Raw genomic sequence first — 19,520 nt, 5'->3', positions numbered from 1 at the left:
CGCCTCCATGCCCACGTCGGGGATCCGCGTGGGCATCGGCGGCTGGGTGTATGCGCCGTGGCGCGACAACTTCTACCCCAAGGGGCTGGTGCAGCGTCGCGAACTGGAATTCGCCAGCCGCCACGTCACCGCCATCGAGATCAACGGCACCTACTACGGCACGCAGAAGCCGGAAACCTATGCCAAGTGGGCCGCGGAAACGCCAGAAGGCTTCGTGTTCTCCGCCAAGGCGCCGATGCGGATCATGCAATCCAAGGTGCTGGCCAGGACCGGGCCGCAGGTGCAGGACTTCGTCGGCGGTATCGCGTCGCTGGGCGATCGCCTCGGGCCCCTCGTGTGGCAGTTCGACAAGGGTTCCAGGCTGCAGCGCGAGGACTTCAGCGCGTTCCTTGCGCTGCTGCCCACTACCGCCAACGGCCACCGCCTGCGCCACGTGCTGGACGTGCGCGACCGCGACTTCGTGGACGCGGATTTCATCGCGCTCGCCCGTCGTCATGGCATGGCCACGGTGTTCACCGATTCCGACGAGCATCCGTCCTTCGCCGATGTCACCGCGGACTTCGTCTATGCGCGGCTGATGCGATCGCGCGCAGAGGTCACCACCGGCTACCCGGCGGATGAACTGGAGCGCTGGGCGCGACATGCCCGCACCTGGGCCAGTGGCAGGCAACCCGAGGGCCTGCCCTACGTCGGTGCGGACGCGGCCCCGGTCATGCCGCGCGAGGTATTCGTGTACTTCATCAGTGCCGCCAAGGAACGCAACCCGGCGGCGGCGATGGCGCTGCTGCAGCGCCTCGCCGGCTGACCGCTCACGCCTGCCGCGCGGGCAGCCGCTTATGCGCCTCGACGATGATGCGCTTCTTCAGGATGCGCACCTCGCCGACCATCAGCAACCGCAGGTCGCGGACGATGTAGTCCGCCAACGCCGCGTCGTCGATCTCGTCGCCTTCGATATCCAGGCGGAAATCCTGTCCCTGCAGACCGCCACCGTTGCTGAAATGGATATCGAAGTCGAACACGACGCGGTGTTCCACGGGGCTCACGCGCTCTTCTGGCTCAACGCCACGCTGCCCAGGATCAGCGCACCCGCGATGCCCATAGTCAGGGTCAGCGGCTCGTCCAGCAGCATCCACGCCCACGCCACGCCGAACACCGGGATCAGGTAGGTCACCGTGGAGGCGCGGCTGGCGCCGATGCGCGCGATCAACCGGTAGTACATGACGAAGGCCGCGCCGGTGCAGACCACGCCCAGCATCGCGGCCGAGAACCACGATGACGCCGGAATCGGCGCCTGCGGCCACGCGGCCACCGCGAACGGCAGGGTCAGCAGCGCCGACACGCCCAGCGTGGCCGAGGCCACCGCCGCCGGCGGCAACCCGGTCAGGTGGCGACGCACCAGGTTGATGCCGATGCCGTACAGGAAAGCCGCGCCCGCGCCGGCCGCCACGGCCCACGAGATGCTGGCGCCCGCGGCCTTGCCGCTGGCCAGCACCACCACACCCGCAAACCCCACCAGCAACGCCGTCGCGCGGCGCGTGCCAATCTTCTCGCCGAAGAACAGGAAGCCCACCAGCGCGGTGAACAGCACCGTCATCGCATTGGCGATTGCGCCGACACCGGCTGGCGCGCGCTGCGCCGCCCAGGCGAACAGCATGAACGGCACCGCCGAGTTGATCGCCCCGATGATCGCCAGCTTGGGCCACAACCGTGCCGGAAACTGTGCCCGCGCGCGCCACAGGAACGGCAGCAGCACCAACGAGCCCAATGCCAGGCGCACTTCAACCAGCGGCATCGCGCCGAAGTGCGGTGCGGCCACACGCATGAACAGGAACGATGCACCCCAGATGGCACCGAGCAGGCCCAGTTCCACGGGTGTCAGCCACGCGTGGCTGGAGGGGGTGTCGAGGGTGGGGACCGCGACGCTGTTCATGGGGGAAGGCTCCAATCTGGCTCTTGCCGAGCGCACATTCTGCTACCCGCGTGGCCGGGCACAAGCGCATACTTTCGCGGCCAGACACAAACTATATTTGAGGCTCATATGGCCCTGCGCTCGGACTGGCTCCCGGCCCTGGCGGCGTTCGAATCGGCGGCCCGCCACCAGAACTTTGCCCACGCCGCCGAAGAGCTGCATCTGACCGCCAGCGCGGTCAGCCACCACGTACGCAAACTCGAAGGCCGGCTGGGCGTGGTGCTGTTCCAGCGCCACGCGCGTGGCGTGTCGCTCACCGCCGAAGGCCGCGAACTGGCCGACGCCGCCGGCAGCGCGCTGGCTGACATGGAAGAAGCGCTGCGCCACCTGCGTACCGCCCGCCACGAGCAGGAGCGGGTGCGTATCACCACCCTGCATTCCTGGGCCTACACCTGGCTGCTGCCGCGCCTGCCGGACTTCGCCGCAGCGCACCCGGAGCTGCGGATCAACGTCGATACCGAGATCGCCCTCACCCGCTTCGACGAAGGCGGCCCCGATCTGGGCATCCGCCACGGCGCCGGCCACTGGCCCGGCCTGACCGCGCATCCGCTGATGGACGAATCGCTGTTCCCGGTGGCGTCGCCCACCCTGCCCGGCCTGGCCGACGTCACCGCGCCGGCACACATCGCCCGCCTGCCGCTGGTCTCCGACCTGGCGCGGCAAGGCTGGCCCGACTGGTTCCGCGCCGCCGGCGTGCACGGCGTGGATACCGATGCGCGCTACGTCTTCAGCGACTCCACCGATGCGCTGGAAGCAGCCGCGCGCGGACTGGGCGCCATGCTCGCACGCAACCGCATCACCACCGACTACCTCGCCAGCGGCCGGTTGGTGCAACTGCCCGGCCCGGTGCTGCCGGCACGCTGGAACTACTACGTGGTGTACCCCTCGCACCGGCGACTACGGCCGGCGGCACGCACCTTCCTGGATTGGCTGATGGCGCTGCCCAAGGACTAGCCGGAGCGAGCCACGGCTTCCGGTCAGCCCACCACGTCGCGGCCGCACGTGCGGGTCACTCGCCGCGCGCAGGCTCCCGCCGCCATGCCGGTGCGAGGCGCGCGCCCAGCCGGCGGTCGATTTCGACCAGCACGCCACTGGCCATGCAGAACAACAGCAGCATCAGGCCGGCGTTGCCGCCCGCCTTCGCCCACCCCAGGGCGCCGACGTCGATGAAGGGGTACGGGTACTCCTGTACCACCGCGCCACGCGCCGCCACCCATGTGGCGTAGAGCGCGGGAAACGCCAACCAGGCCACGGCATCGCGCCAGCCCAGGCGCCCATGCCCCGGCGTGAGCAGCCACCACAGCAGGTACAGCGCGGGCGTGACGTAATGCAGCCCGCTATCGGCCCACCATTGCAGGCCCTGCGGTTGCCACAGGTGCCGCAGGATCAGCACGTACACCAGCCCGGTCATGCCGATGTACAGCGCCGCCGCGCCACGCACGCGCGCCCGGCGCAGCCAGCGTCCGGCACGACCATCGGCCTGCACTACGGCGGCCATGGCCACCGCCGTGACCAGCAGGTTGCTGAGGATGGTGAAGTAGCTGAAGAAGCGCACCGTGGCCAGCGTCGGGCCGATGGTGTCCGCCGTGGCGCGCACCAGGATCACGTACTGCAGCACCAGCGAAGCGGCCGACACCAGGGCCACGGCCATCGCCCCCCACCTGTCGCCACGCCACTTGCCCATTGCCCCGTCCATGCATCCGTCCGACGATGGAATGACTCGCATTGTAGGCACGCATCCGGATAATCGGCGCATGCCCATGACCCCCGCCGCCAAAGCCCAGTTCCAGATCCACTTCTGCGTGCTGCTGTGGGGCTTCACCGCCATCCTCGGCAAGCTCATTACCCTGCCCGCATTGCCGCTGGTCTGGTGGCGCATGGCGCTGGTGGTGGCGGCGTTGGCACTGGTGCCGCGCGTATGGCGCGGCCTGCGCGCGATGCCGCCGCGGGTGATCCTGGCCTACTCCGGCATCGGCGCGCTGGTAGCCCTGCACTGGCTGACCTTCTACGGCTCGATCAAGCTGTCCAACGCCTCGGTCGGCGCCACCTGCATGGCGCTGGCCACGGTGTTCACCGCGCTGGTGGAGCCGTGGCTGGCGGGTACCCGCTTCTACAAGCGCGAACTGATCCTCGGCATCGCGGTGCTGCCGGGCGTGGCGCTGGTAGTGGGCGGCGTACCGGCGGACATGCGGCTGGGCATCGCGGTGGGCGCGCTGTCGGCCCTGTTCGTGGCGCTGTTCGGTTCACTCAACAAGCGCATGGTCGAGCACGGTGACGCACTGACCGTCACCGCGCTGGAGCTCGGCGCCGGCGCCTTGACCCTGACCCTGCTGGCGCCGCTGATGCCGGCGATCTTCCCCACTTTTGCCGGCGATCTGTTCGTCATGCCATCCACCAGCGACGCCCTCTACCTGCTGGCGTTGGCGATGGCCTGCACGCTGCTGCCCTTCACCCTGTCGCTGGTGGCGCTGCGGCACATGAACGCCTTCGCCGCACAGATGGCGGTGAACATGGAGCCGGTGTACGCCATCCTGCTGGCCATCGTGCTGCTGGGCGAGCAGCACGAGCTGACCACGCAATTCTACCTGGGCGTGGTCATCATCCTGGCCGCGGTGTTCGCCCAGCCGCTGCTCAACCGCCTCGCCAACCGCCACCCCGTGGACCATCCGGAGGTGCTGGGCACGGCCGAGGCCAAGCACATCGCCGACTGAGCCATTTCGTGGCAGGCTAGTGCCACCGCCGCCACGCTGGCTCGCATGTACCTCGAGTATTACGGCCTCAGGGAACCGCCGTTCTCGATCACGCCCGATCCGCGCTTCGTGTTCCTCAGCGAGCGCCATCGGGACGCGTTGGCGCACCTGCTGTACGGTATCGGCCAAGGCGGCGGCGGCGGCTTCGTGCAGCTGACCGGCGAGGTCGGCACCGGCAAGACCACCGTCTCACGCCTGCTGCTGGAGCAGGTGCCGGACAACGCCCGCGTGGCTTTGGTGCTGAACCCAAGGCTGAGCCCGGTCGAGCTGCTGGAAACCATCTGCGAGGAATTGCACCTCGACCTGGAGGGCAGGCGCGGCAGCGTCAAGCAACTGGTCGACCTGCTCAACCACTACCTGCTCGACGCATATTCGCAGGGCCTGCGCGTGGTGCTGATCATCGACGAGGCGCAGAACCTGTCGGTGGACGCGCTGGAACAGGTGCGCCTGCTGACCAACCTCGAGACCGACACGCAGAAGCTGCTGCAGATCATCCTGCTCGGCCAGCCCGAACTGCGCACCATCCTGGCCCGCGAAGACTTGCGGCAGCTGGCGCAACGCATCACCGCGCGCTTCCACCTCACCCCGCTCAGCACCGCCGAGACCGACGCCTACCTGCGCCACCGATACAAAGTGGCCGGCGGGCAGCGTTTTCCGTTCACCGACACCGCCACGCGGCGCATCCATACCTGGTCGCGCGGCGTGCCGCGGCTGACCAATGTCATTGCCGAGCGCGCGCTGCTGGCCGGCTATGCGCACGACGAGAGCATGATCGGCCCGAAGTGGGTGGACGAAGCAGCCCGCGAGGCGCTCGCTCCCACCCCGCGTCACGCGCGGCATTGGCCGATGGCGGCAGCCACGGGGGTCGCGGTCGTGGCGCTCGCTGCCACGCTGTGGTGGTGGCCGCGTGGGCAGGATGCGGTAGCCCGGGATGCGTCTGTCGCCACGATGCCGCAGGATCGCGGCACCGGCACAGCGTCTGGCGCGAATGCCGCAGCCACAGCCGGTCTTGCCGATGACGCGGGCAGCGGTGCGGCCATCTCCAACACCGCCAACTCCGGCACTGCGCCCCGCGCCGCCAGCAGGATTCCGCAACTCGACGCCACCGGGCTCCAGGGCGCGATCGCCACGGCAGCCTCCTCGCCGACGTTGGCTTGGCAACACCTGCTGCAGGCCTGGTCGCAGCCGTCCAACGCCGCGGCCGCCGCGACCGCCTCTGCTTGCCCCGCGCAGGTGTCCGATGGCCTGCGCTGCCTGCAGGGCCAATCGCAGCTGGATGCGCTGGTCGCACTGGGGCGGCCGGTGCTGCTCAAGCTGCGCACCGATGGGCATACGGCCTGGGCGCTGCTGCTCGGTGCCGACGCGGTCCGCCTGCGGCTGCAGCTGGGCCCCCAGACCGTGGACATCGACCGCATTGCCTTGGCGCGCGTGTGGCAGGGCGAGTACGCCGCGCTCTGGCGCGCGCCGGCACACGTGCAGCCGCCCTTCGTGGTGGGGCAGTACGGACCCGCCGTGGAGTGGATCCACGCTCGGCTGCAACCCGCGTACGCCGGCCCGGAAGTGCTCGACGCCGCCATGCTCGGCGCGATCCGCCACTTCCAGGCCACGCGCGGCATCGCCACCGATGGGGTCGTCGGCCCGGAGACCCTGATGGCCCTGGCCGCACGCGATCGTGGCCCGCGACTGCGCACCGTGCTGGAGTAGCCGATGTCCCTGATCCTCGACGCGCTGCGCAAGTCGGAAGCCGAACGTCGCAAGGCGCAGGTCGCCAGCGATGCGCTGGCCGAAGTAACGCGTGCCCCCTCTTCCCCGCTGAGCGACGTGCCGGCTTGGGCGTGGCCGACCGTGGCGCTGGTCGCGGTCGCGCTGACGGCCTGGTTGTGGCTGGGGCGCCCCGCCGGAACGGGTGCTTCACCCCCTGCGCCCCCTGCAGACGTCGGCGTGGGCGAAGGCAACACCGGCGACCCGACGCTCCCCGGCGCCAATGCATCGGACGCCGCGCTCGGCCTGCCTACGGCGGCTGCCGGCGATGCGCCCCCATCAGTCGCACCCCAGACGATCACGCCCTCTGCCACGACCACTGGCTCCGCTACCCCCGTGGTTGCGGCCAACGTGCCCGCAGCGACGCAGGTGGCCGCACCATCCTCGGCGCCCAGGGCACCGGCGGCGGCGATACCGGCGGCCGCGACCCTGCCGGCCCACGCAGCGACGACACAGGTGCTCGCCGCCCCGCCTGTTGCCGTGCGCACCCCATCGCCCGCCATGGCAGTCCCGGTGCCGAGCCAGGCGCCGTCCCACGACGGTGAGACGGCCGCGGCGCCACCGCGTGAGCCGGCTGCGCCCGCGCCGTCCTCGCCCTACTCCGCCAGCAGCCCGCTGCGCCTGTCCGACCTGAGTACCGCCGATCGTCAACAACTGCCCCCGCTGAAGATGAGCTTGCATATGTGGGGGGCGGAAGCCGGCAAACGCTTCGCCATCATCGATGGCAACCGCGTGGGCGAAGGCGACCGCGTGGGCGACGCCGTGGTCGCCGCCATCGATCAGGACGGTGTGGTGCTGGCGTGGAACGGCATCCGGCTGCGCGTGCCGGTACGCTGATCCAAGGGCACAACACCGCGCCTCGTTAACCCACACACTCGCCAACATCCACCAAGGGGACTTCGCACCATGAATCCGAACACCCAGGCCGACCTCGGCAAACTCATCCTGCGCATTGCACTGGGCGTGCTGATCCTGCTGCACGGCATCGCCAAACTGAAGGGCGGCGTATCCGGCATCGTCGGCATGGTGGAAGCGCAGGGCTTGCCGGGCTGGTTCGGCTACGGCGTGCTCATCGGCGAAGTGCTGGCGCCGGTGATGGTGCTGATCGGCGCCTATGCACGCATCGGCGGCATCATCATTGCCATCAACATGCTGGTCGCCATCTGGCTGGCGCACATGGGCCAGCTGGGTCAACTCAATGAACAGGGCGGCTGGGCCCTGGAACTGCAGGGCATGTTCCTGGCGGGCGCGTTGGGCGTCGCACTGCTGGGCCCAGGCAGCTACAGCGCCAACAACAAGTAACCCACCCGCTATCGGACGCTGGCCGGCGCACGCCGGCCGCGTCTCCGAGTTTCAGTCACGCGGCAACACCGAGCGGATGCGCTTGCGCTGGCGTGCCAGCGACCGCTCGGCGAACGCCCGCAAAGCCACGCGCGTAGCGCTTGAGAACGGCGATTCCCCTTGGCAATGCGCGATCAGCAGGCTCAAGTCCTGTAACACGCCAAGCTGCTCGGTCAGGTGTTTGTCGAACTCCGACTGCGGGACCACCAGGCCTGCCGCGACAGCCGCCCGGTGCTGTTGCGAGAGCCGGCGCATGCAGCGGCGCCAGCGGTGCCAATCCTCCGCATGGTCGTGCGTCATCGCACGCTCGCGCAGGGCGTCCGCCCGGTGCGACGTGCGCCCCATGGCGGCGGTCAACCCCGGTGCGGTGACAGCCTCCCATGGCAGGCCCTGCAAAGCTGCCTGCAACACGGCCAACACGCTGCACTGCTCATGCAATATCAGCTTGAATGCGGCCTCGCGGGCAAATGCGGCCCTGCGCCGCACCGCCACATGGCGCGCATGCGCCAACAGGGCCCGGGTTTCATCGTTCCGCGCCTTGGTATCCAACCGATCGAGCACCTCCACCAGCGCCTGCGCATCACGCAGCGGAGACAAGCGACGGTTCGCGCGCCGCAATCCGCGATCCACGAAGTCGCTCCCAGGACCCAGCGCAGCGCCGGCCAGGGCGAGCATGGCGCGCGCACGCCGAATGGCCTTGCGTGCCTGATGGATGCCGTCGTGCACGCTGCCGCCCCGCAATGCCAGATGCTCCTGCGCCAGGGTCAACTCGGCAACGCCGTAGTCCCGCAGCGCGGCCCCCAGACTTCCTGCGTCGGTGGATGCTTCGTGCACGCGGTCAGGATAGCGACCCCCTGAGGCCCGATCCATCCACGCGAACCGATGGCCCCCGTCGCGGCTGCGACAAAGGCTGGCCGTGCCCGTGCTGGCCTGCGCCATATTGAAACCTCCGGACCGCGGTAGCTGTGGCCTCGGGCATGGGTGTACCTTGCCCCTTTGACGTGCCAAAACCAAAGGAATGCCCATGGCTGCAACGACAAAGCGATCCGCCAAGAAGTCCATCGCCCCCACCTCGTCCTCCCCCAAGGCGACTGATGGGTTCACTGCAGAGGAGCGCGCCGCCATGAAGGAGCGCGCGCGGGAGCTGAAGGCCGAAGCGCGCCTGGCCAAGGACAAGGCTGCCGGCGAAGCGGACGTGCTGGCCAAGATCGGGGAGATGGCGGAGCCCGACCGCAAGCTGGCCCAGCGCCTGCACGAACTGGTCAAGGCCAACGCCCCCACGCTGAGCCCCAAGACCTGGTACGGCATGCCTGCCTATGCCCGCGATGGCAAGGTGGTGTGTTTCTTCCAGGACGCGGGCAAGTTCGGCTCACGCTACGCCACGCTGGGCTTCAGCGACCAGGCGCGACTGGATGATGGGCACCTGTGGCCCACTGGGTTTGCGTTGACCGCGCTGGGCAAAGCGGAGGAAGCGCGGATCGTGGCATTGCTGAAGGCTGCGGTCGGATGAGCCAGCCGCCCGTGCACCACATCGACTGGTACTACGACTTCATCTCGCCGTTCGCCTACTTCGGCTTCCTTCGCCTGCGCGAGTTGGGCGACGTGAACGTCAGCTACCACCCCGTGCTGCTCGCCGAGCTGCTGAAACGCCATGGGCACAAAGGGCCAGCGGAAATCCCCTCCAAACGCACATGGACCTACCGCGCGTGCGTTTGGTGGGCGGCACAGCATGGCGTGCCCTTCCGCTTCCCGGCGGCGCACCCGTTCAACCCGCTGCCGTACCTGCGGCTGGCCATCGCAGCGGGCAACACGCCACAGGCCATCGGTCGCATCTTCGAGGCGCTGTGGACGACGGGCGCCGACCCTGCCGACCCCAACGTACTGGCGGCGCTGGCAAACTCGCTGGGCGTGGACCCCACGGAACTCACGTCCGACGATGTGAAGCTCCAACTGCGGCGGGAAACTGAGCGTGCGCTGGAGCTCGGCGTGTTCGGCGTGCCCACGTGCCTGGTCGACGGCCAACTGTTCTGGGGCGCTGACGCCACCGATTTCATGAATGCGTATCTGGCCGACCCTGACCTACTCGGCAGTGATGAGATGCACCGTGTGAGCGCATTACCGGTGGGGGCTGCGAGAAAGTAGCCGGCGCGCGTGGAACTTGCGCCGTGCCTTCCGTCTCGTTCCATGTGGATGGCCGGCTGGATGGCGCTGGTCAAATCCCAGCCGCGAATCGGGTTCGGCTCGGATGAACCGCCAGCGATCACACCGCTTGGTCAATGCGCCTCCTGGGCAGGTCAACCTTACACCCGAGCCGTCAGTGCGGCACCTTCCGGATACGCGACACGTCATAGCCCAATGCCGCGATCTGACGGATCCGCGCCTCGTAGTCGGCTGTCGGAATCCGCGGGGTGCGAGCCATCAGCCATACGTAGTCCCGCTTGCTGCGGCCCACGATGGTTTGCTGGTAATCATCGCCCAGGTAGACGATGACGTACTCGGCCTGGATCGGCCAGACGAACTGCATGTCCCAAACCGCACCTTGGCTGCCCTCGCGTACGGTTCCGATCGGGTGCATCGCCTTCAGCGGGCCATCCAGCGCGCCCTTGCGGTAGCGGAACGTGGTCTGGATGCGCCCGTCCGGGCGCAGTGCGTACGATTCCACTGCAGCGTACGCCTCCCGTTCCGGGTACGACGGGATATGCGCGATCACGTACCAGTCGCCCATGAAGCGGGGAATGTCCACGTTGGCCACCGGCGGAATCGTGGGTTTCACGCTGCCGGAGCGACAGGCGACAAGGGCGATCATCACGGCTACCAGCACGGTCAGTCGAAGCGGGGTCATGGCAACCCTCCGGTCACGGGCGAACGAAGCGGTAGTGCGCAACCAGCCACTCCTGGCCCTCGCGATAACCGAACAGTTCGGCGCAAGCCATCCAGAACATGCGCCAACGCTGGTTCCACAACGGCGCCGCGGTCCCGTAAGCCTTGCGAAGGATCGCCATGATCGCGTCGCGCTGCTGGTCGTGCCGCGCCAGCCAATGGTTGGCCGTGCGCTCGTAATGCGTGCCATCAATGAGCCAACGCTGCTCCAACTGCAGGTGCTCCTGGAAGAACAGCAGCAGGTCGGCAGACGGCATCATCCCGCCAGTGAAGAAGTGCCGACCCATCCAGTTGTCGTCGCCGTCGGTCTCGAACGGATACATCAGCACGCGGTGCGCGAAGACGTGGACGAACAGAACGCCTCCCGGGCGCAGTGCGTGGTGAATACGCTGCATCAGGGCAGCGTGATTGTGCACGTGTTCGAACATTTCCACCGATACACAGCGGTCGAAGCGCTGCGCCTCGAACTGCAGGTCGTTGACATCGCAGGTAATGACCTGGACGTTGCCCAAGCCGCGCTCGGCGCAGCGGGCCTGGATGAAGGCGCGCTGCGAGTGTGAGTTCGACACCGCGGTGATGCGCGCATTGGGATACCGCTCGGCCATCCACAGCGTCAGCGAGCCCCAGCCGCAGCCCAGCTCGAGGATGTCCTGGCCATCAGCCAACCAGGCACGCTCGCAATAAAGCGCCAGCATCGCCTGCTCGGCCTGCTCCAGCGACTCCCGGCCGGTGGGGTACAGGCAACTGCTGTACTTGAGGTTGGGCCCCAGGCAGTGTTGGAAGAACGCAGGCGGCAGCTCGTAGTGCTGGCGGTTGGCCGCGTCGGTATGCAACGCCAGCACGCCCCGGCGCAGCTCATGCAGGCGCATGCTCAGACGCCCTGACTGCACCGACACGCCGCCGGCGTATTCCTCCTGTAGGCGGCGGGCGCACAGGCGGCGGATGCCGGCACGCACCACGGCATCGTGCAACAGGCCGCGTTCGGCAAGCCCCATTGGGCCGTCGGCAGGTCGGTCGAGGGGCAATTCGGCGTGCATCGTGTTCATGGTGTCTTGTCCTTCGCGCGCGGCCGCGGGAGCCACGGGAACAGCATCGGGGTGGAGCGCTGGTAGGCGCGGTAATCGTCGCCGCGGGTGCGCAGCGCTTGTGCCTCGGTGTAGGGGATGCCACTGATCCAGCGCAGGAACACGTACATCAGCAACGGACCCAGCCACGCCATCCAGGCCCACGGCGAGCCCACCGAGAGAGCGGCGTAGGCGAACCAGTGCAGCCACTCAAAGAAGTAGTTGGGATGTCGCGAGTAGCGCCACAGTCCGTCGCGGCAAGTGCGGCCGCGGTTGGCCGGGTCGGCGCGGAAGCGCGCCAGCTGGCGGTCGGCGATGGCTTCGCCAATCAGACTCATCGCGCCGATGGCGAGCGCCAGGGCGATCCAAGGCCAGAACGTGGCCACCGGACTGCGTGCGGCGGCAGCGAACGGCAACGCGAAGAGCACCACCAGCAGCGCCTGACCGACGAAGAACGCCAGGAACTTGCCTTGGTTGCCCTGCCAGTGGGCGCGCAGGTGGCGGTAGCGGCCGTCCTCCGGCTCATGGCGCACACGCTGCCAGAGGTGCAGCGCCAAGCGCAGGCCCCATAGCCCACCGAGCGCCGCCAACGCCAGCCGCGCGGCCACGGCCCCGTCGCCCCATGCTGCCAGCCACACCGCGCTGGCCCCGACGCAGGCCGCCCAAAGCACATCCACGATGCCGGCGTTCGCGTGCCGGCGCTGCCACTGCCAACCCCACGCCATAACCAGAAGCGTGAGCGCGCCAATGGTCGCGAGCGCCAAATACGGGCTCATCCGGCCGCTCCAACGCCGTGCTCCGGCCTCGCCATGAGCAGGTGCGACACGCCGATCGAGCGCTCCAGGAAACCACCCTCGCAATACGCCAGGTAGAACTCCCAGAGGCGGACAAAGCGCTCATCGAAACCCTGAGCTCGAACCTCTGGCAAATGCGCCATGAACCGGTGCCGCCACGCACGCAAGGTGTAGGCATAGGACAGGCCAAAATCCTCCTGGTGCAGCACCTGCAGGTCGCTGGCGCGCGTCTTGGCCTGGTAAAGCGCGTTCAGCGACGGAATGAAACTGCCCGGGAACACGAAGCGCTTGATGAAATCGACCGAATCACGCGCCTGTTCATAGCGGTGGTCCTCGATGGTGATCGCCTGCAGCAGCGCGCGCCCCCCCGGACGCACCAGCCTCCCCAGTTGGCCAAAGTAGGTGTCCAGGTAGTGCGCACCGATCGCCTCGACCATCTCGATGGAAACCAGCTTGTCGTACTCGCCGCGCAGGTCACGGTAGTCCTGCAACAATAGCGTCACGCGATCCTGCAAACCGGCCTCGGCCACACGCTGGCAGGCCAGCGCATGCTGCTCGCGCGAGATGGTGGTGGTGGTGACGTGGCAACCGTAGTGCCGCGCCGCATGCAGCGCGAAGCCCCCCCAACCGGTACCGATCTCGACCACCCGGTCGCCCGGCCCCAATGCCAGCTTCGTGCACACCGCGTCGAGCTTGCGCCGCGACGCCGCCTCCAACGCGTCGCCCTCCGCTTCGTACATGGCGGCGGAGTACATGAGGTCTGGCGAGAGGAACAGCGAGAAGAAGTCATTGCCAAGGTCGTAATGCGCGGCGATGTTGCGCCGACTGCCGGCGCGGGTGTTCCGCCGCAGCGCATTCCAGCCGCGCAAGGCCCACCCTCCCATGCGCGCTAGCCCGCCCTCCATGCCGTCCAGCAACGCACGGTTGCGCACCAGCAGGCGCACCAAGGACACCAGGTCGTCGCAGCGCCAATGGCCCTGCAGATAGGCCTCGCCTGCGCCCACGCTGCCCTGCGCGGCGACCAGCCGGTAGAACGCCCCGTCATCCACGTGCACGCGCACAGCCGGCAGCCCGCCCTGCCCCGGCGTACCGAAGCGTTGTTCACCCAGCGCGTCGTGTACCACCAGCACGCCGCCGCGGAGGTCGGAAAAGCGCGCCAGCAGCTGGCCGCGCAGCCAGCGCTCCAGCGAGCCGTAGGAGGCCATCGTGGTGGTGGGATGTGCAATCTCGTTCATGGCCGCTCGCGTGCAATGGGAGGGTGATCGTGGACCGGCGTACGCTTGAGCCACAGGCGTAACGCCTGCCAGTGGATGCCGCCGATGACCTGCGCGGTCATCAACGGGTAACGCCAAAGCACGCGCGCAAGCGCCGCGCCGTCCAGCAGGTGACGCTGCATGGACAGGGTCGCGTCGAATTCGCACCCGTCGTTATGGGCCACCTGCATGTGCACACGCAGCGCCTCATCGGGCGTGTTGAAGCGCCAGCGGTAGCGGCAGGCCATGGGCAGGAACGGCGAGACGTGGAAGGCCTTGTCGAATCCCCACTCCCAGCTGCCCCCCCGCGCAATGGCGTCGCGCACAGGCAAGACGTAGCTGTGGCGCTCGCGCCACGGGGTGTTGGTGATCTCGGCCAGCACCGCCTCCAGCGTGGCGCCATCGCGTTGGAAGCAGTAATAGAAGCTCACCGGATTGAACACGTAACCGGCGTAACGCAGGTGCGTGAGCAGGCGGATCGGGCCGTCCGGTCGGTGCCCCAGGTCGGCAGCCACCCGGTCGCGGACTGCGTCGGCCAGCGGCTGTGCATCCGGTCCGAGGTAATCGCTGCGGCGGAACTCGGCGATGTTGCGCCGGTTGACCGACCAGAACCAGCGAGTTGCAAACACTGACTCGATCTCGTCCAGGTCCAGGTACAGCTGCGCCATCCGGTACTGGAATGCGTGCGGTCGCGGCGCGTGGCGACGGTGCTGCACCACCCCCTCGTACATGGCGCTGGCGATGGGCGCGCTCATGCCAGCACCGGCAGCGCCACCGCCGTTTCCCGACGAACGGGCGCAGGCGCGTTGCATTGGCGATCCAGCGCGGCGACGACGTCGTGGGCGCTGCGGATCCCGTCCTCATGGAAGCCCCAGCCCCAGTAAGCACCTGCAAACCACGTGCGGCGCATGCCCTGGATCTCGCCTCGGCGTCGCTGCGCGGCGACCATGCCGTGGTCGTACACCGGGTGCCGGTAATGCATGCGCCGGAGCACCCGCGCCGGATCGATTGCCTCGCTGCGGTTGAGCGTCACCACGAACGGCTCCGGTGACTCCACCCCCTGCAGCAGGTTCATGCAGTAGCTGACCGTGCATGGCGCCTCGGGGTCACGGGGCACGTGGGCATTCCACGCCGCCCACGCCTTGCGCTGCCGCGGCAGCAGGCGCGCATCCGTATGCAGCACGGTGTCGTTGGACTGGTAGCGGATCGCGCCGAGGATGGCCCGCTCGCGGTCGTCCGCATCGTGAAGCAATCGCAACGCGTCGTCGCTGTGGCATGCAAGCACCACCTGATCGAAACGTTCGCGGCCATCAGGCGTCTGCACCCAGGCCCCGCCTTCGTCGCGGCACACCGCCTGCACCGGGCAGCGCAGGCGCTCCTGCACGCCCCAGCGTCCGCGTAGCGCCATGACGTAACTGGCCGACCCGCCCTGCACCACCCGCCAAGGCGCACGACGCCCCAACGACAGCATCTGGTGATGCGCCATGAACTGCACCAGGTAGCGTGCAGGGAAGTCGAGGATCTGCTGCGGCGGCGACGACCACAGCGCTGAAGCCATCGGCACAAGGTGCTCATCGCGGAAGGCGCTGCCATAGCCGCCCGCCCGCAAATATTCGCCCAGCGTGGGCCCGTGGCCTTCGACCTCCAGCAGCGCGGGCGCCTGCCTGTAGAACCGCGCCAGGTCCGCCAGCATGCCCAGGAAGCGCGGCGAAAGCAGGTTGCGGCGCTGGCAGAAAAGGCCATCCAGCGAAGTGGCGTTGTACTCCACGCCACTTCGCTCGCTATGCACCGAGAAGCTCATCGTGGTCGGCTGCGACGCCACGCCCAGCGTCTCGAACAACGCACTCAGCAACGGATAGTGGTCCGGATTGAACACGATGAAGCCGCTGTCGATGGCGTAGCGCTGCCCCGCCAACTCCACGTCGTGGGTGTGGGTGTGGCCGCCGAGGTAATCGTTGCCTTCAAACAACACCACCTCGTGGCGTCGCGACAGCCACCACGCCGACGCCAGCCCCGCGATGCCCGAGCCTACAACTGCTATGCGCATGCTCAGTCCCTCGCCTTGGCCAGCACCCAGGCTGGGATCGGTTTGAGTTCGTGCACCAGCCCCAGCGCCGCCATCAACCGCAGCCCGTACCAGGTGATGTCCACCTCCCACCAGCGAAAGCCCTGTCGCGCCGTACCCGGGAAGAAGTGGTGGTTGTTGTGCCAGCCCTCGCCAAAGGTCAGTAGCGCCAGCCAGACGTTGTTGCGGCTGTCGTCGCGGGTATCGAAGCGGCGTCGGCCGAAGCGGTGGGCCAGGGAGTTGATGGTGACCGTCACGTGGAACAGCACCATGGTGGAGACGAAGAAGCCCCACACCAGAAGCTGTGGTCCGTTGGTGCCCAGTTGCGGTGCCACCTGCTGCAGCACTTCCCCAACGGCGTATAGCGCGACGGCCAGCAGCACAGGCACCACGGTGTCGTAGCGGTCCAGCCAGCGCAGTTCTGGATAGCGAATCAGGTCGGGAATGCGCGCCCAGTCGGTCCGGAAGCCCTCGCAGGTCAGGAACCAGCCGACGTGGCTCCACCAGAAGCCGCGCTGGGTGGGTGAGTGCGGGTCACCCGGCGTGTCCGCGTGCCGATGGTGGTTGCGGTGATGCGCCGCCCACCACAGCGGCCCGCGCTGAACGCTGGACGCGCCAATCAGTGCGAACGCGAACTGCACCACCCGCGACGTGCGGAAGGTGCGGTGCGAGAAGTAGCGATGGTAGAACCCGGTGATGGCGAACATGCGCACTGCGTACAGCACCACCGCCACGGCCACGGCGGTGGACGACACGCCCACCCAAAGCACCCCCACGCAAGCCAGATGCATGCCGATGAATGGCAGTGCGCGCAGCCAGTCGATGCGGCTGGCCAGTGCGGGATCGTCACCGACTGGCGCCTGCGTATCGAACCACCGCGCGGCAGCGTTCCATGCGCGCGTGGCGGGCGAGGCTGGGTGTGGCATCGGGGCAGGCATCGCGCATCTCTCCATTGCGTTGATGCCCCATACGCGCCCGGAGGCGGTTTGGATGCAACGAAGGCTCACGCGCCGCAGTCACGCACCAGCGGGGCCGCCAGCGCCTGCTGCAATTTGCCTGCATCGGCCAGTACCGGCGCCTGGGGAAACGTGATGCGCACGTCCTGATGGTCACCCTTTGCGTCGCGGATGCTGGCGATGCCGGCAAATTCGAGTAGCCGGCGGTCCGCCAGGGCGTACGTCAGCTCCATCGCCGGGGCGGCGAAGCCGTACCAGCGGTCAAGGCGCATGGTCATGCGTTGCGCCGGCATGCCGCGCCAATCCACTGCCGCACCGGGCCGCACCCGCACCGGGATGAAATCCATCCGACTGGGCACCAGGAAAGGTTGCGCCAGCTCGCGTCCCGCCCTCAGCCGGCCCCAGTGCTGCCGCACGCTGGCGTCAAATCCGGCATCGATCACCCCATTGGGGGGCACATCCACCCGCCGCTCGCGCATCGGGGCCCCGGCCCGCGGGCGCACATACACCCAACGGCCGGCCGGCGTGCTGCGCACCCCCTCCCGGTAGCCATCGCGCGCGTCCTCGAAGTCGAAGTCAGGGGCGTGCGGCGCCCCCCGCTCCACCACCGTCTTGCGGGCGAACGCGCGGCCGTCGGGGCAGCGGTACAGCACCAGGCGCCGCACCATGTCCCCTTGGCGATATTGCCAATGCGACTCGCGGTACAGCAGCGCCCCACCGTCACGGGCGTGGGCCAGCGCGTCCTGCAGGTGGACGGAGGCGCGCGCACCCACGGGAGCGGCGCACAGCATCACGAGCAAGCCCACGAACAGGGCGGATGGGCGGGTGCTTGGGTACATGCGCTGTCCCTCGGGCCAGGATCAACCGGTGTACGCAGCCAAAGGCCGGACGGATGCAGCTGCCGCGCGCCAGATCGCACCAGCCGCTGCATCCAAACCGCCCGTCGCTGCGTATGCACAGGCAATCACGGTCACCAGCAGAGACGTGGCTTACCATGCCGGTCAGGTTCACCAGGAGTGCTGCGCCCCCCGGGGCGAGACGGCCCATGTCCACGCCCACGGCTTCCGCCAAGGACACCCACGACTGGTCCGGCGAACTGGTCGCGGTGGCGCGCCTGCGCGACCGTGGCAGCTTCATGCGCATCTACGACCACTTCATGCCGCGCCTGTGCCTCTACCTGCGTGGCCTGGGCAACCCGGAAGCCGTGGCGGAGGACCTGGCGCAGGAGTCCCTGCTGCGCCTCTGGCAGCGGGCCGCGCTGTACGACCCGCAACAGGCCGCGGTGTCGACCTGGCTGTTCCGCATCGCCCGCAACCTGCACATCGATCGCATCCGCCGCGAGCCCCACTGGGCGCACGTGCTGGAAGACGGCCATGCCGAGACCGATGACGATGCGGTGCGGCCTTTTACCAGCGCCGAGGACTATGCCGAGCACGCCCACCTCAAGGGCCGCATCGACGACCTGCCCGCAACGCAGGCACGGCTGATGCGGATGTCCTACTTCGAGGCGAAGAGCCACCAGGAAATTGCCGACGAACTGGCCATGCCCTTGGGCACTGTGAAATCACACCTGCGCCGCGCGTTCCAGCGCCTGCAGGGACAACTGCGAGGTGCACCGTGAACCCGCACCATCACCTCGACCTGTCCACCCTGGTCAGCTACGCGGCGGGAGCGCTGGCCGTGGAAATGGCTGTAGTGGCCGCCACCCACCTTGCGACCTGCGCCCACTGCCGCGAGCGGCTGCAGGAAGCCGAGCGAATCGGCGGCTGCCTGCTCGAACAACAACAGCCGGTGCCCTCCCCCTTGCCCGAACAGCGGCAAGCACAGCTGCGCGACGCGATGCTGCGACAACTGGACGACGCGACCCCTGCCCTCCCTCCAGCACCTGCACGCAGCACCCCATACGAGGAAGAGGACCGCCTGCCCGCGCCGCTGCATCCGTACTTCGGCACGTCGTACCGCGCCCTGAAGTGGCGTTGGATGGCTCCGGGCGTGCATTGCATCCGCGCCTCTGGCACCCGCACCGGTACGCTGCTACTGCTGAAGATTGGCCCTGGGCGCAGCATGCCGGTGCACAGCCACGGCGGCGCCGAACTGACCCAGATCCTGCGTGGCGCCTACCACGACGCACTGGGGCACTTCGCGCCGGGCGACGTGGCCGACCTGGACAGCAGCGTCGAACACCAGCCGGTGACCGTGCCGGGCACCGCCTGCATCTGCGTGTCGGCCTTGAATGCGCCGCTGCGGTTCTCGGGCTGGGTAGCGCGCCAGTTGCAGCCGTTGTTCAAGCTCTAGACGAGCTACCTGGCTGCTTCTCGTTTGAAGCAGCCGATTTGAGATGCCAGCATCAGCGCTATCGGCCGGCTCGGGCCGCGCCGCAAAGCGCCCCTGCGAAGTGGTTGTTGGGAGCTGAAAGAACAGGCCACAACAACACCTGTTCGGCTGATCAGCGTTGTCGCACTTGGTGGTTGAATTCACCCCTCAGCCGGTTCATACCGCAGCAACTCGGAGCTAGCTAGGTAGTTGCCGTAGTACTCAGCCGATCGGGAGCCAGGATTTGCCTCGAAATCAATAAATGGCTCGGAGCAATGAGGACAGCGAAATGGATTAAGGTACTTGTAGGTAGATCCATCAGGAGCGGCAGGCAGCTTTGCCTCTAGGGCGGGTTCTACCCCGAAATCACGGAC

General features: G+C 68.1%; 21 protein-coding genes and 2 pseudogenes. 10 read left to right on the top strand and 13 right to left on the bottom strand.

Translation table 11 applies throughout. The annotated features are described in order from the left end of the window. The first annotated feature begins 7 nt into the window (after positions 1–7). Complete coding sequence (locus N800_RS11650) at positions 8–805, top strand: DUF72 domain-containing protein (RefSeq protein ID WP_036138776.1); 798 nt, start codon at positions 8–10, stop codon at positions 803–805. 4 nt (positions 806–809) lie between these two features. Here N800_RS11650 and N800_RS11645 read toward each other — a convergent pair whose 3' ends face one another. Continuing rightward, a complete protein-coding gene (locus tag N800_RS11645) occupies positions 810–1,043 on the bottom strand; it encodes a cyclase (protein ID WP_232227633.1) in 234 nt (77 codons plus the stop codon). Further along, the gene (locus N800_RS11640) at positions 1,040–1,930 is read right to left on the bottom strand and encodes a DMT family transporter (RefSeq protein WP_036138693.1); all 891 of its coding nucleotides are present in this window, start codon (positions 1,928–1,930) and stop codon (positions 1,040–1,042) included. Before N800_RS11640 ends, N800_RS11645 begins: the two co-directional genes overlap by 4 nt. 108 nt (positions 1,931–2,038) lie before the next feature. On the opposite strand from N800_RS11640, the pseudogene N800_RS11635 reads away from it, so the two are divergent. Continuing rightward, a pseudogene (locus N800_RS11635) lies at positions 2,039–3,020 on the top strand (LysR substrate-binding domain-containing protein); the annotation flags it as partial. On the opposite strand, the gene N800_RS11630 reads toward N800_RS11635, so the two are convergent. Continuing rightward, entirely contained in the window at positions 2,979–3,620 is a 642-nt protein-coding gene (locus N800_RS11630; protein WP_156962979.1) for a Pr6Pr family membrane protein, read from the bottom strand. The pseudogene N800_RS11635 and the gene N800_RS11630 overlap by 42 nt on opposite strands. 103 nt (positions 3,621–3,723) lie before the next feature. Between N800_RS11630 and N800_RS11625 the strand changes: the two genes are divergently transcribed. The 4 genes from N800_RS11625 to N800_RS11610 all read left to right on the top strand — a co-directional run bounded on the left by N800_RS11625 (position 3,724) and on the right by N800_RS11610 (position 7,782). Next, positions 3,724–4,680: a DMT family transporter gene (locus N800_RS11625; protein ID WP_036138688.1), complete on the top strand. Its 957-nt coding sequence runs from the start codon at positions 3,724–3,726 to the stop codon at positions 4,678–4,680. 45 nt (positions 4,681–4,725) lie between these two features. Then, entirely contained in the window at positions 4,726–6,423 is a 1,698-nt protein-coding gene (locus N800_RS11620) for an AAA family ATPase (RefSeq protein ID WP_036138685.1), read from the top strand. 3 nt (positions 6,424–6,426) lie between these two features. Continuing rightward, the gene (locus N800_RS11615; protein ID WP_036138682.1) at positions 6,427–7,317 is read left to right on the top strand and encodes a general secretion pathway protein GspB; all 891 of its coding nucleotides are present in this window, start codon (positions 6,427–6,429) and stop codon (positions 7,315–7,317) included. A gap of 69 nt (positions 7,318–7,386) precedes the next feature. Further along, complete coding sequence (locus N800_RS11610) at positions 7,387–7,782, top strand: DoxX family protein (protein ID WP_036138680.1); 396 nt, start codon at positions 7,387–7,389, stop codon at positions 7,780–7,782. Positions 7,783–7,833: 51 nt separating this feature from the next. Here the strand turns inward: N800_RS11610 and N800_RS11605 are convergent, their stop codons facing one another. After that, positions 7,834–8,760, bottom strand: coding sequence for a CHAD domain-containing protein (locus N800_RS11605; RefSeq protein ID WP_198032536.1), 927 nt, complete (start codon positions 8,758–8,760; stop codon positions 7,834–7,836). An 85-nt stretch (positions 8,761–8,845) separates the two neighbouring features. Between N800_RS11605 and N800_RS11600 the strand changes: the two genes are divergently transcribed. Together N800_RS11600 and N800_RS11595 are read left to right on the top strand one after the other, a co-directional pair. Beyond that, on the top strand, positions 8,846–9,331 hold the full coding sequence (locus N800_RS11600) for an iron chaperone (protein WP_084087575.1): 486 nt from the start codon (positions 8,846–8,848) through the stop codon (positions 9,329–9,331). Next, on the top strand, positions 9,328–9,963 hold the full coding sequence (locus N800_RS11595) for a 2-hydroxychromene-2-carboxylate isomerase (protein WP_036138673.1): 636 nt from the start codon (positions 9,328–9,330) through the stop codon (positions 9,961–9,963). The genes N800_RS11600 and N800_RS11595 overlap by 4 nt, the downstream gene beginning before the upstream one ends. A 172-nt stretch (positions 9,964–10,135) precedes the next feature. Here the strand turns inward: N800_RS11595 and N800_RS11590 are convergent, their stop codons facing one another. The 8 genes from N800_RS11590 to N800_RS11555 all read right to left on the bottom strand — a co-directional run bounded on the left by N800_RS11590 (position 10,136) and on the right by N800_RS11555 (position 17,672). After that, positions 10,136–10,663, bottom strand: a complete 528-nt coding sequence (locus N800_RS11590; RefSeq protein ID WP_036138670.1) for a lipocalin family protein — start codon at positions 10,661–10,663, stop codon at positions 10,136–10,138. Between the two features lie 13 nt (positions 10,664–10,676). Beyond that, the gene (locus N800_RS11585) at positions 10,677–11,747 is read right to left on the bottom strand and encodes an SAM-dependent methyltransferase (RefSeq protein ID WP_036138668.1); all 1,071 of its coding nucleotides are present in this window, start codon (positions 11,745–11,747) and stop codon (positions 10,677–10,679) included. Next, positions 11,744–12,541: a DUF1295 domain-containing protein gene (locus N800_RS11580; RefSeq protein ID WP_052108192.1), complete on the bottom strand. Its 798-nt coding sequence runs from the start codon at positions 12,539–12,541 to the stop codon at positions 11,744–11,746. Before N800_RS11580 ends, N800_RS11585 begins: the two co-directional genes overlap by 4 nt. Beyond that, positions 12,538–13,794, bottom strand: a complete 1,257-nt coding sequence (locus N800_RS11575) for an SAM-dependent methyltransferase (protein ID WP_036138665.1) — start codon at positions 13,792–13,794, stop codon at positions 12,538–12,540. Before N800_RS11575 ends, N800_RS11580 begins: the two co-directional genes overlap by 4 nt. Next, a complete protein-coding gene (locus tag N800_RS11570; RefSeq protein WP_036138767.1) occupies positions 13,791–14,567 on the bottom strand; it encodes a DUF1365 domain-containing protein in 777 nt (258 codons plus the stop codon). The genes N800_RS11575 and N800_RS11570 overlap by 4 nt, the downstream gene beginning before the upstream one ends. Next, a complete protein-coding gene (locus N800_RS11565) occupies positions 14,564–15,859 on the bottom strand; it encodes an NAD(P)/FAD-dependent oxidoreductase (RefSeq protein ID WP_036138662.1) in 1,296 nt (431 codons plus the stop codon). Before N800_RS11565 ends, N800_RS11570 begins: the two co-directional genes overlap by 4 nt. Before the next feature lie 2 nt (positions 15,860–15,861). Beyond that, complete coding sequence (locus N800_RS11560) at positions 15,862–16,815, bottom strand: acyl-CoA desaturase (protein WP_232227632.1); 954 nt, start codon at positions 16,813–16,815, stop codon at positions 15,862–15,864. Between the two features lie 65 nt (positions 16,816–16,880). Next, positions 16,881–17,672, bottom strand: a complete 792-nt coding sequence (locus tag N800_RS11555; RefSeq protein ID WP_036138660.1) for a hypothetical protein — start codon at positions 17,670–17,672, stop codon at positions 16,881–16,883. A gap of 206 nt (positions 17,673–17,878) precedes the next feature. On the opposite strand from N800_RS11555, the gene N800_RS11550 reads away from it, so the two are divergent. Then, positions 17,879–18,454 carry a sigma-70 family RNA polymerase sigma factor gene (locus N800_RS11550; protein ID WP_036138657.1) on the top strand — a complete coding sequence of 192 codons (576 nt, stop codon included), beginning with the start codon at positions 17,879–17,881 and terminating at the stop codon, positions 18,452–18,454. After that, on the top strand, positions 18,451–19,128 hold the full coding sequence (locus N800_RS11545; RefSeq protein WP_036138654.1) for a ChrR family anti-sigma-E factor: 678 nt from the start codon (positions 18,451–18,453) through the stop codon (positions 19,126–19,128). The genes N800_RS11550 and N800_RS11545 overlap by 4 nt, the downstream gene beginning before the upstream one ends. 179 nt (positions 19,129–19,307) lie before the next feature. Here the strand turns inward: N800_RS11545 and N800_RS16350 are convergent. Continuing rightward, positions 19,308–19,520 (bottom strand): annotated as a pseudogene (locus N800_RS16350) (hypothetical protein); the annotation flags it as partial.

It is taken from the genome of Lysobacter daejeonensis GH1-9 (assembly GCF_000768355.1).
GTDB lineage: Bacteria > Pseudomonadota > Gammaproteobacteria > Xanthomonadales > Xanthomonadaceae > Aerolutibacter > Aerolutibacter daejeonensis.
Note: the sequence above shows the minus strand (reverse complement) of the source record. Positions and strands in the feature narration are given on the sequence as shown.

Excerpts from the sequence above, each read along its gene's own strand:
- N800_RS11650 (WP_036138776.1), top strand. The coding sequence starts at position 8 with ATGCCCACGTCGGGGATCCGCGTGGGCATCGGCGGCTGGGTGTATGCG.
- N800_RS11640 (WP_036138693.1), bottom strand. The coding sequence starts at position 1,930 with ATGAACAGCGTCGCGGTCCCCACCCTCGACACCCCCTCCAGCCACGCG.
- N800_RS11630 (WP_156962979.1), bottom strand. The coding sequence starts at position 3,620 with ATGGCCGTGGCCCTGGTGTCGGCCGCTTCGCTGGTGCTGCAGTACGTG.
- N800_RS11625 (WP_036138688.1), top strand. The coding sequence starts at position 3,724 with ATGCCCATGACCCCCGCCGCCAAAGCCCAGTTCCAGATCCACTTCTGC.
- N800_RS11620 (WP_036138685.1), top strand. The coding sequence starts at position 4,726 with ATGTACCTCGAGTATTACGGCCTCAGGGAACCGCCGTTCTCGATCACG.
- N800_RS11615 (WP_036138682.1), top strand. The coding sequence starts at position 6,427 with ATGTCCCTGATCCTCGACGCGCTGCGCAAGTCGGAAGCCGAACGTCGC.
- N800_RS11610 (WP_036138680.1), top strand. The coding sequence starts at position 7,387 with ATGAATCCGAACACCCAGGCCGACCTCGGCAAACTCATCCTGCGCATT.
- N800_RS11605 (WP_198032536.1), bottom strand. The coding sequence starts at position 8,760 with ATGGCGCAGGCCAGCACGGGCACGGCCAGCCTTTGTCGCAGCCGCGAC.
- N800_RS11600 (WP_084087575.1), top strand. The coding sequence starts at position 8,846 with ATGGCTGCAACGACAAAGCGATCCGCCAAGAAGTCCATCGCCCCCACC.
- N800_RS11595 (WP_036138673.1), top strand. The coding sequence starts at position 9,328 with ATGAGCCAGCCGCCCGTGCACCACATCGACTGGTACTACGACTTCATC.
- N800_RS11590 (WP_036138670.1), bottom strand. The coding sequence starts at position 10,663 with ATGACCCCGCTTCGACTGACCGTGCTGGTAGCCGTGATGATCGCCCTT.
- N800_RS11585 (WP_036138668.1), bottom strand. The coding sequence starts at position 11,747 with ATGAACACGATGCACGCCGAATTGCCCCTCGACCGACCTGCCGACGGC.
- N800_RS11580 (WP_052108192.1), bottom strand. The coding sequence starts at position 12,541 with ATGAGCCCGTATTTGGCGCTCGCGACCATTGGCGCGCTCACGCTTCTG.
- N800_RS11575 (WP_036138665.1), bottom strand. The coding sequence starts at position 13,794 with ATGAACGAGATTGCACATCCCACCACCACGATGGCCTCCTACGGCTCG.
- N800_RS11570 (WP_036138767.1), bottom strand. The coding sequence starts at position 14,567 with ATGAGCGCGCCCATCGCCAGCGCCATGTACGAGGGGGTGGTGCAGCAC.
- N800_RS11565 (WP_036138662.1), bottom strand. The coding sequence starts at position 15,859 with ATGCGCATAGCAGTTGTAGGCTCGGGCATCGCGGGGCTGGCGTCGGCG.
- N800_RS11560 (WP_232227632.1), bottom strand. The coding sequence starts at position 16,815 with ATGCCTGCCCCGATGCCACACCCAGCCTCGCCCGCCACGCGCGCATGG.
- N800_RS11555 (WP_036138660.1), bottom strand. The coding sequence starts at position 17,672 with ATGTACCCAAGCACCCGCCCATCCGCCCTGTTCGTGGGCTTGCTCGTG.
- N800_RS11550 (WP_036138657.1), top strand. The coding sequence starts at position 17,879 with ATGTCCACGCCCACGGCTTCCGCCAAGGACACCCACGACTGGTCCGGC.